Source organism: Geodermatophilus dictyosporus, from assembly GCF_900115505.1.
GTDB classification, from domain to species: domain Bacteria; phylum Actinomycetota; class Actinomycetes; order Mycobacteriales; family Geodermatophilaceae; genus Geodermatophilus; species Geodermatophilus dictyosporus.
Map to the genome: position 1 here is coordinate 90,231 of NZ_FOWQ01000006.1, position 16,296 is coordinate 106,526.

15 protein-coding genes are annotated in these 16,296 nt (G+C 75.1%); 5 read left to right on the forward strand and 10 right to left on the reverse strand.

The genetic code is table 11. The features are described 5' to 3' along the window. Nucleotides 1-35 precede the first annotated feature (35 nt). From BMZ33_RS15215 to BMZ33_RS15225, 3 genes are read right to left on the reverse strand one after another with little or no spacing between them, the layout of a single operon-like run. A complete protein-coding gene (locus BMZ33_RS15215) occupies nt 36-491 on the reverse strand; it encodes a hypothetical protein (RefSeq protein ID WP_091112193.1) in 456 nt (151 codons plus the stop codon). Next, nucleotides 488-2,404, reverse strand: coding sequence for a primary-amine oxidase (locus BMZ33_RS15220; protein ID WP_091112196.1), 1,917 nt, complete (start codon nt 2,402-2,404; stop codon nt 488-490). Before BMZ33_RS15220 ends, BMZ33_RS15215 begins: the two co-directional genes overlap by 4 nt. A gap of 11 nt (nt 2,405-2,415) precedes the next feature. After that, entirely contained in the window at nt 2,416-3,891 is a 1,476-nt protein-coding gene (locus BMZ33_RS15225; protein WP_091112197.1) for an APC family permease, read from the reverse strand. 217 nt (nt 3,892-4,108) lie between these two features. Between BMZ33_RS15225 and BMZ33_RS15230 the strand changes: the two genes are divergently transcribed. Continuing rightward, entirely contained in the window at nt 4,109-5,575 is a 1,467-nt protein-coding gene (locus BMZ33_RS15230) for an APC family permease (RefSeq protein ID WP_091112201.1), read from the forward strand. Next, nucleotides 5,572-6,327 carry an IclR family transcriptional regulator gene (locus tag BMZ33_RS15235; RefSeq protein WP_091112204.1) on the forward strand — a complete coding sequence of 252 codons (756 nt, stop codon included), beginning with the start codon at nt 5,572-5,574 and terminating at the stop codon, nt 6,325-6,327. Before BMZ33_RS15230 ends, BMZ33_RS15235 begins: the two co-directional genes overlap by 4 nt. Before the next feature lie 3 nt (nt 6,328-6,330). On the opposite strand, the gene fahA is transcribed toward BMZ33_RS15235, so the two are convergent. The 7 genes from fahA to BMZ33_RS15270 all read right to left on the reverse strand — a co-directional run bounded on the left by fahA (nt 6,331) and on the right by BMZ33_RS15270 (nt 13,921). After that, a complete protein-coding gene (fahA, locus tag BMZ33_RS15240; protein WP_091112208.1) occupies nt 6,331-7,524 on the reverse strand; it encodes a fumarylacetoacetase in 1,194 nt (397 codons plus the stop codon). Then, nucleotides 7,521-8,351: a hypothetical protein gene (locus BMZ33_RS15245; RefSeq protein WP_091112726.1), complete on the reverse strand. Its 831-nt coding sequence runs from the start codon at nt 8,349-8,351 to the stop codon at nt 7,521-7,523. The genes fahA and BMZ33_RS15245 overlap by 4 nt, the downstream gene beginning before the upstream one ends. Continuing rightward, nucleotides 8,348-9,553, reverse strand: a complete 1,206-nt coding sequence (locus tag BMZ33_RS15250; RefSeq protein WP_091112211.1) for a homogentisate 1,2-dioxygenase — start codon at nt 9,551-9,553, stop codon at nt 8,348-8,350. Before BMZ33_RS15250 ends, BMZ33_RS15245 begins: the two co-directional genes overlap by 4 nt. A 15-nt stretch (nt 9,554-9,568) precedes the next feature. After that, complete coding sequence (locus tag BMZ33_RS15255) at nt 9,569-11,227, reverse strand: FAD-dependent monooxygenase (RefSeq protein WP_091112217.1); 1,659 nt, start codon at nt 11,225-11,227, stop codon at nt 9,569-9,571. Nucleotides 11,228-11,245: 18 nt separating this feature from the next. After that, entirely contained in the window at nt 11,246-12,208 is a 963-nt protein-coding gene (locus tag BMZ33_RS15260; protein ID WP_091112220.1) for an MBL fold metallo-hydrolase, read from the reverse strand. Between the two features lie 116 nt (nt 12,209-12,324). Then, nucleotides 12,325-13,014 (reverse strand): IclR family transcriptional regulator, encoded by a 690-nt coding sequence (locus BMZ33_RS15265; protein ID WP_091112224.1) that lies wholly within the window; start codon nt 13,012-13,014, stop codon nt 12,325-12,327. Nucleotides 13,015-13,087: 73 nt separating this feature from the next. Further along, on the reverse strand, nt 13,088-13,921 hold the full coding sequence (locus BMZ33_RS15270) for an alpha/beta fold hydrolase (protein ID WP_091112228.1): 834 nt from the start codon (nt 13,919-13,921) through the stop codon (nt 13,088-13,090). Between the two features lie 60 nt (nt 13,922-13,981). On the opposite strand from BMZ33_RS15270, the gene idi reads away from it, so the two are divergent. The 3 genes from idi to BMZ33_RS15285 all read left to right on the forward strand — a co-directional run bounded on the left by idi (nt 13,982) and on the right by BMZ33_RS15285 (nt 16,294). Continuing rightward, on the forward strand, nt 13,982-14,527 hold the full coding sequence (gene idi, locus BMZ33_RS15275; RefSeq protein ID WP_091112232.1) for an isopentenyl-diphosphate Delta-isomerase: 546 nt from the start codon (nt 13,982-13,984) through the stop codon (nt 14,525-14,527). A 113-nt stretch (nt 14,528-14,640) separates the two neighbouring features. Then, nucleotides 14,641-15,426, forward strand: coding sequence for a polysaccharide deacetylase family protein (locus BMZ33_RS15280; protein WP_091112236.1), 786 nt, complete (start codon nt 14,641-14,643; stop codon nt 15,424-15,426). 94 nt (nt 15,427-15,520) lie between these two features. Further along, nucleotides 15,521-16,294, forward strand: coding sequence for an SDR family NAD(P)-dependent oxidoreductase (locus tag BMZ33_RS15285; protein WP_091112239.1), 774 nt, complete (start codon nt 15,521-15,523; stop codon nt 16,292-16,294). The last annotated feature ends 2 nt before the right edge of the window (nt 16,295-16,296 follow it).

Genomic DNA, 16,296 nt, shown 5'->3' on the forward strand with positions numbered 1-16,296 from the left:
GGCTCCACGGTCCGACGAGGGGTGCCCGGCACTCATCAGACCGGCGTGGGTGCCGCCCCGAGGACCTCCCGGCGGCGTCCCGGTCGCCGGGCGAGCGCCACCGCAGCGGCCGCGAGGGACCCGGCGACGAGGGCGAGCCCGGTCCAGACCAGGCCGCCGGCAGCGGCGCCGTGGTGGGCGCCGTGGTGGGCGCCGTGGTGCGCGCCGTGCGCCGTCCCACCTGCGGCCGGCTGGGCGAGCACCTGCAGGTGCAGGGCGAGCATCGTGACGTCGGCCAGCACCGTCGTCCGCCACGCGGACCGCGTCGGCCGTCGCCACAGCTGCCAGGCGCACGGCAGGCAGACCGCCGCCGTCGCCACCATCGCCAGCGAGGCCAGCGACGTGACGTCGAGCAGCAGCACGTGCACGAGCGACCCCGCCACGGCCAGGCCGGCGGCCGCCCGGCCGAGGGCGTGCGCCCCCGGCCGGGCGGCCACGTCGGCGCTCGTCACGACCCGTGCGACGCGCAGTGCGACGAGGTGGACCGCGGGAGGCCGAGCGCGGGGTTGCGGTCGAAGAAGCCGACCGGCTTGAGGGTGAAGCCGGTGTAGTCGGTGGGCATGACCGGCCAGTCCTCCGGGCGCGGGAAGTGCGTGAGCCCGAAGGTGTGCCAGAGGACGACGTCGGCGTCCTCCAGCGGCGCGTCGCCGGCGACGAAGGACGGCAGCCCGCCGGAACCCGGGTGCTGGTTGACGAAGTCGCCGGCCGGATAGCGCTCGGCGGGGTCGTACTCGGTCACCCACAGGCTCCGGGTCGAGAACGCCGCCCGCTGGGCGATCGACGACTCGCCGTCGGCGAGCAGGACCGGCGAGGCCTGCGGGTGCAGCGCGTACCCGACCGGCTGGCCGAACCGGTTGGTCTTCGACGGGTTGACCACGTGCCAGGTCCGCCCGACCGTCGCGTCGCTGACCCGCTGCGCCTCCGACTCGCGCGTGAGCGGGGTCAGCCGGCGGGCGAAGGCGTTGCCGTAGGGGTTGGTGTCGCTCATCGGCAGCCGGACGGCGTCCACCTCGTGCACCGTGTTGCCGGTGCCGTCCACGGCCATGTCCAGCCGGGCGGAGAACAGGTGCTGGTGGAACGGCGCGCCCAGGCCCGGGGCGATCTCGGTGGCGTAGGGGTGCTCGTCGCCGCGGTAGGACGAGGTGAAGACGATGCCGGTCGCCTTGCTCTCCAGCTGGATGGTGCCGTCGGTGTAGAGGTACCAGTAGAAGCCGTAGTCGTAGTTGCCGATGGTGGTGAAGAAGCTGATCACCAGCCGGCGGGAGCGGCGGGTCTCGGCCATCCCGTTGAACAGGTCGGTGTGCTTCCAGGCGACGCCGTGGTCCTCCTCGTGCAGGCAGACGGCGTTGCGGATGGTGCGCGGGGCGCCGTCCTCGTCGGCCAGGGTGGCGTCGAAGTAGTGGATCTCGCCGAGGCAGTCGCAGCCCAGCTCGAGGGAGTTGGTGTAGCGGGCGAAGAGGTACTCGCCGACGTCGAAGTAGTTCTGCCAGAAGCGCACCGGGGAGGGGTCGGCGTAGGGCACGACCATCTCGGCGATCGAGGCGCGGTGGACCACCGACCGCCCGTCGATCGACAGCTGGTGCAGCACCAGCCCCTCCCGGGCGTCGAAGCCCACGCGGAACTCCCAGCCGGCCCAGCGGACGACGTCGTCCTCGACGGTGAAGCTCGGCCCCTCGGGCTGGGTGATCTCGATGGGCTTGAGGTCGCGCACCGCGTGCGGGTGGGTGGCCTGGTCGAGGTCGGCGCGCTCGGCCGGCACCGGCAGGTCGTAGTGGTCGTGCACGGCCGTGGTGACGCCGCGGGTGACGTCGACGTAGGCGACGACGCCGTCGACCGGGTGCGCCCAGGGCAGGTCGGTCTCGTCCGCCTGGTGGAAGCCGAGGACCCGGACGATCCGGTGGCCGGACTCGTCGGGGAAGTAGGAGCCGGCCGACAGCGGGACGGCCCGGACGTCGGCGACGTCGAGCCCGCGCTTGGCCATCGCGGCGACCCAGCGCTCGTCGGCGGCGAGGATGGGCTCGATCGCCTCGAACTCGGCGTCGAGGATCGGGACCTGCCCGTCGGCGGCGCCGTCGATCTCGACGTCGGTGACCACCGTGCCGCCGGTGACCGAGACGGTGAGGTCGCGGCCGTTGCCGGTGGCGCGGTCGAGCACCAGGACGCGCACCCGCCGCTCCACGGGCTCGCCCGGGGTCCAGGTCAGCACGTCGCGCTTGTGCGGCTCCTCCAGGCCGACGTAGACGAACTTCGAGCTCTCGGCCACCAGGCCGGCGTCCCGGACGATCGTTGTGGCGGTGCTGATCTCCTCGGCGGTGAGCCGGGACAGCGGGTGGGTGGCGGTGGATCGGGGCGTGGTCAGGGTCATCGGGGTCCTCCTCAGATCTGCGGGGCGTTGTCGGCGGGGGTGGCGGTGGTGAGGTCGCGGGCGGCGTGCGGGCGGGCTCGTGCGAGCAGCCAGCCGGCGGCGAGGGCGGCGGCGAGCAGGACGCCGGCGCCGACGCCGAGGGGTGTGGAGCCGCCCATGAGCAGCGGCAGGTTGCGGACGAGCAGCACGAGGATCAGCGCCAGGCCGACCGCGCCGAGGCCCGGGGCGACGAGGCTGTGCCACGGCCGCCGGTCGAGTCCGGTGCGGCGGAAGAAGACGACGACGGCGACGCAGGCCAGCAGCATCAGCACGACGATGCCGACGCTGGCGATGCCGGCCAGCCAGGTGAAGATCTCCAGCACCGGGTCGAGCCCGGCGACGGCGCAGACGGCCATCAGCAGGCCGCCGATCGCGGTGGTGACCAGCGAGGCGACGTGCGGCGAGGCGTGCCGGGCGTGGCTGCGTCCGCAGGCGACGGGCAGGACGCCGGTGTTGCCGAGGGAGAAGACGTAGCGCGAGAGCACGTTGTGGAAGGACAGGATCGCGGCGAAGAGGCTGGTCACGAACAGCACCAGCATCACGTCGGCCGCGGCCGTGCCGACGTACTGCGCCGCCGTCGTCACCACGATGCCGCCCGGGTCGGCGGTCGCCGCCTCCACGATCGAGCCGTCGCCCCACGCGCTGACGATGGCCCAGGCCGACAGCGTGTAGAAGACGCCGATGATCGCCAGTGCCAGGTAGGTCGCCCGGGGGATGGTGCGCTCGGGGTCGCGGGCCTCGTCGCGGAAGATCGCCGTCGCCTCGAAGCCGATGAACCCGGCGATGGCGAACATCAGCCCGATGCCCGGGGCGCCGGAGAGGACCGCGTCGGGCCGGACGAGCGCCGAGGACAGCCCCTCGTCGCTCCCGCCCTGGCCGACGATCGCGGCGTCGAGGACCAGGACGATGCCCACCTCGGCGACGAGCAGGACGCCGAGGACCTTGCTGGAGAGCTCGATGTGCCGGTAGCCGAGCAGGCCGGTGACGGCGAGGACGACGGCGGTCCAGAGCCACCACGGCAGCGCCGGCCCGCCGTAGCCGGCCACGAGGTCGCCGATGAGGAACCCGACGTAGCCGTACACCGCGCCCTGCACGGTCACGTAGCTGATGAGCGCGACCAGCGCGCTGCCCAGCCCGGCACCGCGGCCCAGCCCCGTGCCGACGTAGGAGTAGAACGCGCCGGCGTTCGGCACGTGCCGCGTCATGGCGGTGAACCCGACGGCGAAGAACAGCAGGACGACGGCCGCGACCACGTACATGGCCGGGTAGCCGGCGCCGTTCCCGGCGGCGATGCCGATGGGGACCGAGCCGGCGATGACCGTCAGCGGCGCGGCCGCGGCCACCACCATGAAGACGATGGCGCCGGGGCCCAGGCGCCCGCTGAGGCGGTGGTGTTCCCCGGCACGGGTGGCCGGTGCGGCCGGCGGCGGGTCGGAGACGGTGGCCATGGGCGACCTCCGGGGCGGCGGCAGTCGGACTGCCGGGCGGACGGCGATGGCTGAGCAGCCTGACCCCGGCGCCGACGTGCGCGGTTACACGGCCGTCATGAACTGGAAACGTTCTCGTTACCCCGAACGGGAGACCGCGGTCACGTCTTTCTCATTCGAGGGGGACGCCGCGGACACGGGAGCTGGCTAGTCTCGCGCAGCAGTCGAAGGGAGCGGCATGACGCAGCGGAGCACCGCCGTCCGGCTGCCCCGCCGGTCGCCGGTCGACGGGCTGCGCCGGCACCGGCTCGGCTTCGCCGAGGTGCTCGCCCAGTCGGTGTCGGCGCTCGCCCCGACGGCGGCGATGGTCGTCGTCCCCTCGATCGTGCTGGTGGAGGCGGGAGCGGCGACGCTGCCCGCGTTCGTCGCGGCCACCGCCCTGGTCCTGCTCATCGGCTGGTGCCTCACGCAGTTCGGCCGCCGCATGGCCGCGGTCGGCGGGACGTACAGCTACACCGCCAAGGGCCTCGGGCCGGTCGGTGCCCTCGCCGGCGGCTGGGCGCTGCTGGTCGGCTACGCCGCGGTCGCGATGGCGGCGCTGGGGGGCTCGGCGCTGTACCTCGCCGGGCTGCTCGGGCTCGAGCCGACGCCGTCGGTCGTCGCCCTGCTGGGCGGCGTGGTCGGCCTGCTCGCCACCGCCTTCGCGGTGCGGGGCATCCGGTTGTCGGCCCGGGTCACCCTGGTCCTCGAGGTCGTCTCCGTGGCCTTGGTCGCCGTGGTGCTCGGGGCGCTGCTGCTCGTCGCCCCCGGCGCGCCGGGCAGCGCGGCGTCCGTGGTGGACGCGCCGGGGCACTGGGGTGGGCTCGCCGTGGGGATCGTGCTCGGCGTCACCGCCTTCATGGGCTTCGAGAGCGCCGCCGTGCTCGGCGTGGAGGCGCGCCGCCCGCTCGTGGCCGTGCCGCGGGCGGTCCTGTGGACCCCGGCGGTGGCGGGCGTGCTGGTCTTCGCCGCGGCGGTGGCCCAGGTCGTGCTCCTGCGCGCGGCTCCCCTCGACGTGCTGACCAGCCCGGTGCCCGTGGCCGAGCTCGCGGACCGCAACGGGCTGGTGCTGCTGCGGCGGCTGCTGGACCTCGGCATCGCCGCGTCGTTCTTCGCCTGCGTCACGGGCTCGACCAACGCGCTGGGCCGGGTGCTGTTCTCGATGGCCCGCGAGGAGGTCCTGCCGCGGACCCTGGGCCAGACGCACCGCCGCTTCGAGACCCCGCACCGGGCGCTGGCCCTGGTGCTGCCGGCGGTGGTCGGCGTCCCGGTCGTCGCCCTGGCCCTCGGTGCCGGGCCACTGGAGGTGCTGGTCGGTGCGCTCACCGTCTCGGCCTCCGGGTACGTGGTCGCCTACGTCCTGGCCTGCCTGGCCGTGCCGCTGTTCCTGCGCCGCATCGGCGAGCTGACCCCGTTGCCCCTCGCCGGCGGGCTGGTGGCCGGGGCGGCGGGCCTGGCCGTGCTGCTGGCCGCCCTGGCCGGCGCCGCACGGGGGGACGGGGAGGTGCTGACGGCCATCACCGTCGCGGCCCTGTCGCCCGGGGTGGCGTGGGCGCTCTGGCTGAGGTGGCGGGCCCCGGAGCGGCTGCGCGCGGTCGGCGTGTACGACCAGGCGACGGCGAGCAGCGTGCTCCCGGGCAGCGTCCCGGCCGAGCCGCCGCGATGACGCCGGCCATCGACCGGGGGCTCACCGGGCGCCAGCCCAAGGCCGTGCAGAGCGCGCTGGCCATCCTGGAGACGGTGGCCCGGGTCGGGGCCGGCGTGACGGCCAAGGAGGTCGCCGACGAGCTGGGACTGCCGCCGGCGACCACCTACCGGCTGCTGAACCTGCTCGTGGGGGAGGAGTACCTGGTGCGCCTTCCCGACCTGCACGGCTTCGCCATCGGCCGGAAGGCCGCCCGCCTCACGGGGGCCAACGGTGCCGCGCCGGTGTGCACGGCGGCCCGCGAGGTGGTCGCCGACCTGCGGGGCCAGGTGCGCTGCGGCGTGCACCTGGTCCGGTGCACGCCCTCGACGCTGCACTGTGCCGACGTGGACCCCGACCACCCGCTGCAGGCCCCCGAGCTGGTCGAGCGCCACCTGCACGCCTCCGCCCCCGGCAAGCTGCTGCTGGCCGAGCAGGACGACTGGCAGGAGGTGCTCAGCCCGACCCGGCTGCAGCGGCTGACCGAGCGCACGGTGGTCCGCCCCGCGGACCTCGACCGGGAGCTCCGCGAGACCCGCCGTCGCGGCTGGGCGGTGCAGGGGGGACAGGTGCACGGGGACCTGTCGTGCGCGGCGGTCCCCGTGCGCTCACCCGCCGGTGTGCTGGTGGGCGCCCTGGTGTTCACCGTCCGCGGTGCCGACCCCGCGGCGCCGGCCGCGCACGCCCGGCTCGCCGAGGGCTTCGCCCTGCGGCTGGGACCGCTGCTCGGCTGACCGTCAGCGCGCGGGCAGGACGCGGCCGGTGACCTCGCCGAGGGAGATCCGTCCACCGGCGGTGCCCGGTGCGGTGGCGGTGAGTATGACGACGTCGCCGTCCTCGAGGAACGTCCGCGTGGTGCCGTCCGCGAGTGCCAGTGGTTCCGCGCCGCCCCAGGACAGCTCGATGAACGAGCCGCGCTGGTCGGCCGCCGGGCCGGAGACGGTGCCGGAGGCGAACAGGTCGCCGGTGCGCAGGGACGCGCCGTTGACGGTCGTGTGCGCGAGCTGCTGGGCGGCGGTCCAGTACATGAGGTCGAACGGCGGGCAGCTCACGAGCTCGCCGTTCAGGCGGACCTCGATCGCGATGTCCAGGCCCCACGGGTCGGCGCCGGCGTCGTCGAGGTAGGGCAGCAGCGGCACGTCGCGGGCCGGCGGGGCGACCCGGGCGGCCTCGAGTGCGGCCAGCGGCACGACCCAGGGGGAGACCGAGGTGAGGAAGGACTTGCCGAGGAAGGGGCCCAGCGGCACGTACTCCCAGGACTGGATGTCGCGGGCGGACCAGTCGTTGACCAGGCAGACGCCGAACACGTGGTCGGCGAAGGCGGCGAGCGGCACCGGGCGGCCCAGCTCGGAGCCCACGCCGACGACGAAGCCGACCTCGGCCTCGATGTCCAGGCGCTGCGACGGCCCGAACGTCGGGGCGTCGTCGGCCGGTGCCCTGCGCTGACCGCTCGGCCGGACCACTGGGGTGCCCGAGACCTGCACCGTCCCCGCCCGGCCGTGGTAGCCGATGGGCAGGTGCTCCCAGTTCGGCGTCAGCGGCGGGGAGTCCGGGCGGAACATGCGGCCGAGGTTCTCCGCGTGGTGCCGGGAGCTGTAGAAGTCGACGTAGTCGGCGATCTCCACCGGCAGGTGCAGCGTCACCGCGTCGCGGGGCAGCAGGTGCGGCTCGACGCGGCCGCGGTGCGTCTCGTCGGTCAGCCACCCGGTGAGCTGATCCCGCAGGTCGGCCCACGCCCGCGGCCCGCGCGCGAGGAACGCGTTGAGCGAGCCGGTGGCGTGGACGTCGTCGCCGGTGGCCGCGGCGAGGTCGAGGACGGCGTCGCCGATCGCCACCCCGGTGCGGCGGCGGCCGGAGGCGTCGGAGAAGACGCCGTAGGGGAGGTTGTCGATGCCGAAGCCGGTGCCCTCGGGCAGGCCGAGCCAGCTCATGCGGGCATCCGGTCGTGGGCGGGCAGCAGGCCCAGGCGCACGAGGTCGTCCACGGGCGCGAGGACGCTGCAGGTGCCGAACGAGGTGAGGACGGCGCGCGCCCGGGCGGCGCGGTCGGGTGACCAGCCCTCGACGAGGACCCCGGGGTCGTCCTGGCGCAGCCACTGCTCGGCCGCGGCGGCGGGTCCGCCGGCGGCGAGTGCGTCGCAGGCGGCGAGTGCGTTCAGGAAGCCGTGGTGGGTGAACCCGGTGGCCGGGTCGTGATGCGCCACCGCGGAGTGCAGGCCGGCGGTGCACTTGAGCGGGACCCCGCGGGCGACGCAGGCGGCCAGTGTCGCGGCGAGCTCCTCCGCCGGGGGGAACAGGTCGGCGCGCAGTCCGCCGGTCCGGAGCTTGGCGCGCACGCCGGTGCCGGCCAGCACGTCGAGGACGGCGTCGCGGGCGCCGGTGCGGGGCAACTCGACGGCTGCCGGCACGCCGGCGGGCACGACGTCGTCGAGCACCCGGACCGCGCGCCCGGCCGCCGCGGCGTCGGCCACGACCGGCACCTCGACGGCGGCCAGCCGCAGCCGCGGGTCGGCGCCGACGCGGGCCGCGGCGGCCGGCAGGTCGCCGGCCGCCGCGAGCAGCGAGACGTCGAACGGGTCGCCGTCGCGGAGGTGCTCGGTGAGCTCGTCCAACCGGGCGGCGGGGACGACGAACGGACCCACCAGGTCACCCAGGCGCTCCTCCAGTCCCCGGTGTGCCGGGACGGCGGCGGCCATCGGCGCGTTCCCGGGCGGGAAGAGGGCGGCGTCGTCGAACAGGCGGGTGAACAGCTCCCTCATGCCGACGGGCCCCGGCCCGACCACGTCCAGGCGTACCTGCCGTCGTCGACGGCGACGCCGGCCTCGCCGAGGTCGAGGGGGCGGAAGGTGTCGACCATGACCGCCGTCTCGTCGAAGTACTCGACACCCAGCGAGCGCTCGACCGCGCCGGGCTGCGGGCCGTGGGAGTGCCCGCCGGGGTGCACCGAGACCGAGCCCCTGCCGATGCCCGAGCCCTTGCGGGCCTCGTAGTCGCCGTCGACGTAGAACATGATCTCGTCGGAGTCGACGTTGGAGTGGTAGTAGGGCACCGGCACCGCCAGCGGGTGGTAGTCGACCTTGCGCGGCACGAAGTTGCAGATCACGAAGCCGCCGCCCTCGAACACCTGGTGCACCGGCGGCGGCTGGTGCACCCGGCCGGTGATCGGCTCGAAGTCGGCGATGTCGAAGGCGTAGGGGTACAGGTGCCCGTCCCAGCCGACCACGTCGAACGGGTGCTCGGGCACCACGTGCACCGTGCCGGCCAGCCCACCGGGACCGCTGCCGCGGTGCTTGACGTACACCTCCACGTCCGTGCCCTCGCCGAGCAGCGGCTCGCTCGGCCCGCGCAGATCGCGCTCGCAGTACGGCGCGTGCTCGAGGAACTGCCCGAACCTCGACAGGTAGCGCCTGGGCGGGGTGATGTGGCTGTTCGCCTCGACGGCGTAGGTGCGCAGCGGCTCCTCGCCGGTGGGCACCCAGCGGTGCGTGGTGGTCCGCGGGATGACGACGTAGTCACCCTGCCCGACCTGGAGCGCACCGAAGGTCGTCTCCACGGTGGCGCTGCCGCGCTCGACGTAGACGCACTCGTCGCCGGTGGCGTTGCGGTAGTAGGGACTGGTCAGCGACGACACGGCGTAGTAGATGCGGACGTCGCCGTTGCCGAGCACGAGCCGCCGGCCGGTGACCGGGTCGGTGGCCTTGTGCTCCTCGCCGGGGAACAGGTCGTGGAGCTTCAGGTGCCGGGGCACCAGCGGGGCGTTGGGGGTCAGGGTTTGGTCGGGCAGCTCCCACGGGCGGGCGTCGACGATCGCCGAGGGCACGCCCGAGTGGTAGAGCAGCGAGGAGTCGGAGGAGAAGCCCTCCTCGCCCACCAGCTCCTCGTGGTAGAGGCCGCCGTCGGGACGGCGGAACTGGGTGTGCCGCTTGGGCGGGACCTCGCCCACCTGCCGGTAGAACGCCATCGGGGTCCTCCTCCTTCAGATCGTGGGCACCGGGACCGGCCCCCGTGCAGGGGCCCGCCGCGAGCGTGCGAGCGGTGGGGGGCACGGGGGTCCCTCGAGGGCGAGTGCGCGGGACACCGCGACGGGCACCGCGACCGGGTCGGTGAGCACGGCCGCGATGTGCGCGTCCGGGCGCAGCACCCAGAGCTCGTCGGCGCGGGCACCGAGCGCCTCGTGGAGCACCGGGGTCGGGTCCAGTTCGGCGACGCGGTGCACCGCCACCGGCAGGTCCCCGAGGTCGGGCAGGTCGGGGACCGGCGCGTCGTCGCCGAGCAGGACGGTGACGCCCTCGCGGGCGAGCTGCCGCAGCCGGACGACGTCGGGCCGGCCGGGGACGGTCACCGGGCAGTCGGGCACCAGCACGCCGGGCGCCGGCACCGGGACGTCGCCGCGCGCCGGGCGGCCCGGGAACGGGCGCGTGGGGTCCGGGGTGGTGAGCGGGGAGTCGACGTACCAGAACGGCTCGGCCAGCCGCCCCGAGTCGACCTGTGCGCGGGCCGCGGGGTCGGTGGCGGCCCGCTCCAGCACGTCGAGGCGGTGGCGGGCCTCCTCCTCGGTGTGCGGCACGAGGAAGCGCATCGTCGCCGTGGTGACGTCGATGTTCTCCCGGGCCGCGGCGTGCCGCTCCGCGTGGTAGCTCTCGAGCAGCTCTTCCGGTGCCCAGCCGCGGCGGACGAAGGCGACCTTCCAGGCCGCGTTCTCGGCGTCGAGCACGCCGGAGTTCAGGCCGCGCGCACCGAAGGGGCTGACCAGGTGCGCGGCGTCGCCGGCGACGAGCACCCGCCCGACGCGCATCCGGTCGACGAGCCGGGAGTGGAACCGGTAGACCGACCTCCACAGGACCTCGTGCGGCCGGTCGCCGACGACCTGGCGGATCCGCCGGTCCAGCCCGCCCGAGGCCTCCTCGGCGGCCAGGTCGAAGTCCGGGGGCACCTGCCAGTCGATGCGGAACGTCGAGTCCGGGCAGGGGTGGATGAGCACCTGGCGGCCGGGGTTCCACTCCGGGTCGAAGTAGAAGCGCCGCTCGGTCTCCCACCCGGGCAGGTCGGTGCGGATGTCGCAGATGAGGAAGGAGTCCTCGAAGGACTCGCCCGGGAAGGTCAGCCCCAGCATCGAGCGGAGGGCGTCGCTGCGCGGGCCGGGGCAGGCCACGGCGTGCGTGCCGGTCACCCGCACCTCGCCGTCGGCCGTCTCGCAGGTGACGGTGACCCCGTCGGTGTCCTGCTCGAGACCGGTGACCCGGTGCCCCCACCGCACGTCGACCAGCGGCGAGGCGGCGATCCGCTCGTCGAGGAGGGCCTCGGTCTCGCACTGCGAGACGTTGACGAAGGGCGGGAAGGGCGAGCGGCCGCGGTCGGCGAAGGTGAAGCTGAACAGCTCGCGGTCGCGGTGGAAGGTCCGGGCGGTGGTCCAGGTGACGCCGCGGCGGGCGAGCTCGGCGCCGACGCCGACGGCGTCCCAGACGTCGAGGACGTCGCGCTGCTGGCAGATGGCCTTGGAGCCGACCGGGTCCCGCGCAGGACGGGCGTCGAGGACGACGACCGGTAGGCCCCAGCGGGCCAGCAGCAGGGCGGCGGTCTGGCCGACGGGGCCGGCGCCCAGGACCAGCACCGGCGGCTCGGGGTGGGAGGTCATCGGAGGGCTCCTGTCGGGTCAGCCCTGGAGCTGGTCCCACACGGCGCGGTCGCGCTCGGCGGTCCAGATGACGGGGCGCTCGATCCCGGAGAACTCGTCCCACAGCCGGGAGACGTCGAAGGGCAGGCAGTGCTCGAAGATCGGCCACGCGCCGTACCGCGGGGCCAGGGCGGTGTGCGTGGCCTCGAACGCCTGCCTGAGGGTGCCGCCGGCGCGGTGGACCTCGCCGACCGTGCGCTGCATGGTGAGCAGGAAGTCGCGGGTCTGCTCGATCGCGGCGTCGACCTCGTCGCGGCCGCGCGCGATCCTCCCGCGCCCGCCCACCAGCTGCCGCGCCCCCAGGGCCTTGACCCGGTCGAGGGTGCCGGCGGCCCAGTCGAAGTGGAACGCGTCGCCGGTGTAGAGCGCGGCCTGGGATTCGACCAGGTCGCCGGCGAAGAGGATCTCGTGCTCGGGGAGCCAGGCGACGATGTCGCCCTCGGTGTGTCCGCGGCCGAGGAACCCCAGGACCAGCTCGCCGCGGTCGCCGCCGAGCTCGATGGTCAGCCGGTCGCGGAAGGTCATCGTGGGCCAGGTGAGGCCGGGGATCGACTCCGGCTCCTCGAACAGCCGCGGCATCCGGCCGTACTCGCTCCCCCAGTCCTGCCGGCCGCGCTCCTCGATGAGGTGCCTGGTCTGCTCGGAGCTGACGACCACCTCGGCGTCGAAGGCGCTGGCGCCCAGGACGCGGACGGCGTGGTAGTGGCTGAGCACCAGGTAGCGGACCGGCTTGTCGGTGTGCTCGCGCAGCTTGGCCAGCCAGCGGCGGGCGGCGACCGGGGTGGCCAGGGCCTCGAAGCAGACGAGGAAGTCCTCGCCCTCGACGGCGCCGAGGTTCGGGTCGCCCTCCGCGGTGAGGGCGTACACGCCGTCGGCGAGCACCTCGAGGGTCTGCTCCTTGACACCCAGGTCGGCGGAGGAGGCGAAGGGCTTCGCGGCCATGGACGGCTCCTGAGTCCGTATATCGAACAGTCCGTTCAGTTACTGACCGAACGGTACGGCGGTGTGGTGGCCGGCACAACCCTCCGCGGACGGGGGGAGGCGACGGGGCCGGGCGGTCACCGGAGCGCTGCGGTCACCTTCGCGGCCGCCTCGACGACCGACCGGCCGACCCGGTCGACGTCGACCCCGTCGTCGACGTAGACGACCGCGAGCGCGGCCCGGGCGCCGCCGTCGGGTCCCAGGACGGGTGCGGCGATCGACCGCAGGCCGGGGATCACCTCGCCGTGCGAGCTGGCCCAGCCGACCCGGCGGGCCTCCTGCAGCTCGGCGCGGTCCTGCGGCGCGGGAGGCTCGGACATGAGCAGGGCCAGCCCCGGCCCGCCGCGGCCGACCGGGTGGCGCGTGCCGGGACGGTAGGACACGTGGGCGGCCGTGTCGTGCGGCTCGACGCTCGCCACGGTCACGGCCTCGTCCCCGGCACGGACGACGAGGAACGCCGTCATCCCGAGCTCGGCCGCGAGTGCGTCCAGCCGGGGGAGTGCCGCGGCCTGCAGGTCGGTCCGCACGCCCCGGGCCAGTGCGGCCACACCCAGGCCGAGGCGGTAGTGGCCGGCCCCGTCGCGCTCGACGAGCTGGTGGTCCTCCAGCGTGCGCAGCAGGCGGTAGGCGATCGAGCGGTGCAGGCCGACGGCGGCGGCGACCTCCGCGACGGGCTGGGGGGTGGCGAGGGTCGCCAGGTGCTCGAGGATCCGGAGACCGCGGTCGAGGGTCTGCGACTGGGGTGCGCTCGCGCCGTCGTCAGCCACCCGTGCCTCCTCCGTCCGGTGGGCCCAGCCTACGGTCGCCGCCCGGCCGGGGACCCCGGTCGCCCGGGCGCGGTCACCCGGCGGTGCGGACGTGGGCGGTGACCAGCTCGGCGGTGCGCTCGGCGGCCAGCTCCGGGATCCAGTGCGGCACGCCCTCGAGCACCTCGAGCCGGTAGGGCGCCTGGACGTGGTCGCGGCTGCGCTCGGTGGCGGTGCGGCCGAGGAAGGTGTCGCCGGTGCTCCACACGTGGAGGGTCGGCACGGTCACCCGGCCGACGGGGTCGCGGACGGACAGCGGCAGGGCGCGGTACCAGGCCAGCGCGGCCGACAGCGCGCCCGGCTCGCGCATCCGGCCGACGTAGCGGTCGACGGCGTCCCCGGGCAGCCCGCCGTTCTCCAGCACGCCGCGCAGCGCCGCGCCGTCGCGGGCCAGCAGCAGCCGCTCGGGGACCACCGGCAGCTGGAACAGCGCCATGTAGGACGAGCGCAGCCCCTGGTCGCTGGTGAGCACCGCCCGGCCCGCCGCGGCCGGGTGCGGCGTCGACAGGGAGGTGACCGTGCGCAGCCGCTCCGGGTGCCAGGCGCCCAGCGCCCAGGCGACGGCGCCGCCCCAGTCGTGCCCGACGACGTGCGCGCTGCCCAGCCCGGCGGCGTCGAGCAGGGCCAGGACGTCGGCGGTGACCTCGCGCAGCCGGTAGGCCGACCGCCCGCGGGGCCGGGCGCCGGGGGAGTAGCCGCGCTGGTCGAGCGAGAGGGTGCGCAGCCCGGCGCCGTGCAGCACCGGGGCGACCCGGTCGTAGGCGGAGGAGTCCTGCGGGAAGCCGTGCAGCAGCACGACCGGCTCGCCGTCGGGGGGGCCGCCGTCCCGGACGTCGAAGACCAGGCCGTCGCGCTCGAACCGCTCCATGCGCCTCCCGTGCCCGGACGGGCGCGTGCCCGAACACCGGCCGTCGGGGAGGATGGCGGCGTGACGGTGACCGCGGCAGAGCTGATCGTGCTGGTCGACGACGACGGGACACCGATCGGCACGATGCCCAAGCCGCTGGTGCACCACGGCGAGACCCCGCTGCACCGCGCCTTCTCCGCCTACCTCTTCACCGACGACGGCCGGCTGCTGGTCACCCGCCGCGCCGCGGACAAGCAGACCTTCCCCGGCATGTGGACCAACACCGTCTGCGGCCACCCCGGCCCCGGGGAGGGCGACGCCGACGCGATCGCCCGGCGCGCCTCCTTCGAGCTCGGCGTCGAGGTGGCCGACCTGCGCCCGGCGCTGCCCGGCTACCGCTACCGCGCCGAGTTCCGCGGCGTCGTGGAGAACGAGGTCTGCCCGGTCTACCTGGGCCGCTTCACCGGGACGCCCGACCCCGACCCGAGCGAGGTCGGCGAGTGGGAGCTGGTGGAGTGGGCGGAGTTCCGCCGTCGCCAGGAGGCCGGGGAGCGCGACGCCTGGTCGCCCTGGTGTCGCGAGCAGGCCCGCCTCATCGAGCAGGCCGGCCTCCTCCCGTCGTCCTGACCCGTTCCCCGCGCGAGGGACGGTAGCCGGGAGGACACGGACCGTGGTGGGCACGCGAGCCCCGTGGTGTCGCTGCACGGGACCCGCCGAAGGGCCGTCCTAGCTTCGCCCGCGTGGACCGCCGGGGTTTCCTCCTCCTGCTCGCTGCCGGGCTGACGGGCGCCGCGGTGGGGCGCGGCGCGGCGGAGCTCGGCAGTCCCGGCACCGCGCTGGCGGCCGTCGAGCCGCTGCCCGCCGAGCCGGTGCCCACCGGGCCGCCCGGCGTGGTCGCCGTCCCCGCGCCCGCCGGCGTCGTCGACACGCTGCCCGGGCCGGCCGACACCCTCGCGCTGACCATCGACGACGGCATCGACGGCGAGGTCGTCGCCGCCCTCGTCACGCTCGCCGAGGAGACCGGCACCCGGCTGACCTTCTTCCCCAACGGCCGCTACTCCTCGTGGGAGGAGAACGCGCGGCGGCTGCGGCCGCTGATCGAGTCGGGGCAGGTCGCCTTCGGCAACCACACGTTCTCGCACCCCGACCTGGTCACGGTGCCCGACGCCGTCGTCGCCGACGAGCTGGTGCGCAACCGCGACTTCATGCGCCGCACCCTGGGGGTGCAGTCGACGCCGTTCTGGCGGCCGCCGTTCGGCTCGCACGACGAGCGCACCGACCGGATCGCCGCCGACGTCGGCCACCCCACCACCGTGCTGTGGAACGGCACCTTCGAGGACGGCCGGGTGGTGGGCCCGGCCGACCTGGTGGCGGCCGCGCGCCGGTGGTTCGCGGCGCGGACGATCGTCGTCGGGCACGCCAACCAGCCGCCCCTGGCCACCGTCCTCGACGAGCTCGTCGGGCTCATCGAGACCCGGCGGCTGCAGACGGTGACCCTCGCCGACGTCTGGTCCTCACCGGCCTGAGCGGTCCCGACCTGCGGGCGCGGGCGGTCTCGGCGAAGGTGGGGGCACGGAACGTGATCACGGCCCGGCGACGGGCCGGTGGACGGAGGTACGGGTGGCAGGGGAGCTCAAGGGCCGCGTGGCGCTGGTCACCGGCGGGGCCAGCGGGCTGGGCCGGGCGACGTGCGTGTCGCTGGCCGAGGCCGGGGCGCACGTCGTGGTGGCCGACATCGACGCCGACGGCAGCGCGCGGACCCGCGACCTGGTCACCGGCGCGGGCGGCAGCGCCGACGTCGTCGCCCTCGACGTCACCGACGACGGCAGCCGCCGCGCGGTCGTCGCCCAGTTGTTCGAGCAGCACGGCGACGCCTTCGACGTGCTGGTCAACGTGGCCGGCATCGACCGCCCCGGCTACGTCACCGACATCGACCTCGACGACTACCGCCGGGTCATGGCCGTCAACTGCGAGGGCCCGGTCTTCCTGACCAGCGAGTTCGTGAAGCGGGTGCAGCACCTGCCGGAGGGGCGCACCGCCGACGTCGTGCACGTCGTGTCGCTGTCGGCGATCACCTCGGGCAGCGGCGCGATCGCCTACAACGGCTCCAAGGCCGGCTTCCTCAACGCCACCCGCTGCATCCAGCGGGAGCTGCGGGAGAAGGCCACCACGCTCGAGGACGGCTCCGAGCGGCCCTTCCCGTGCCGGGTGCAGGCGGTGATCCCGGCGGCCATGGACACCCCGATGATGGAGCAGTGGGGCATCCCGGGGCACCTGATGATGCCGCCGTCGGCGGTGGCCGACACCGTGCGCACGCTGCTGCTGCTGCACCCCTCGGCGTTCGTGCCGGAGATGCAGATCGTGCCGCGCCTCGAGCCGAACTTCCCGCGGTGAGC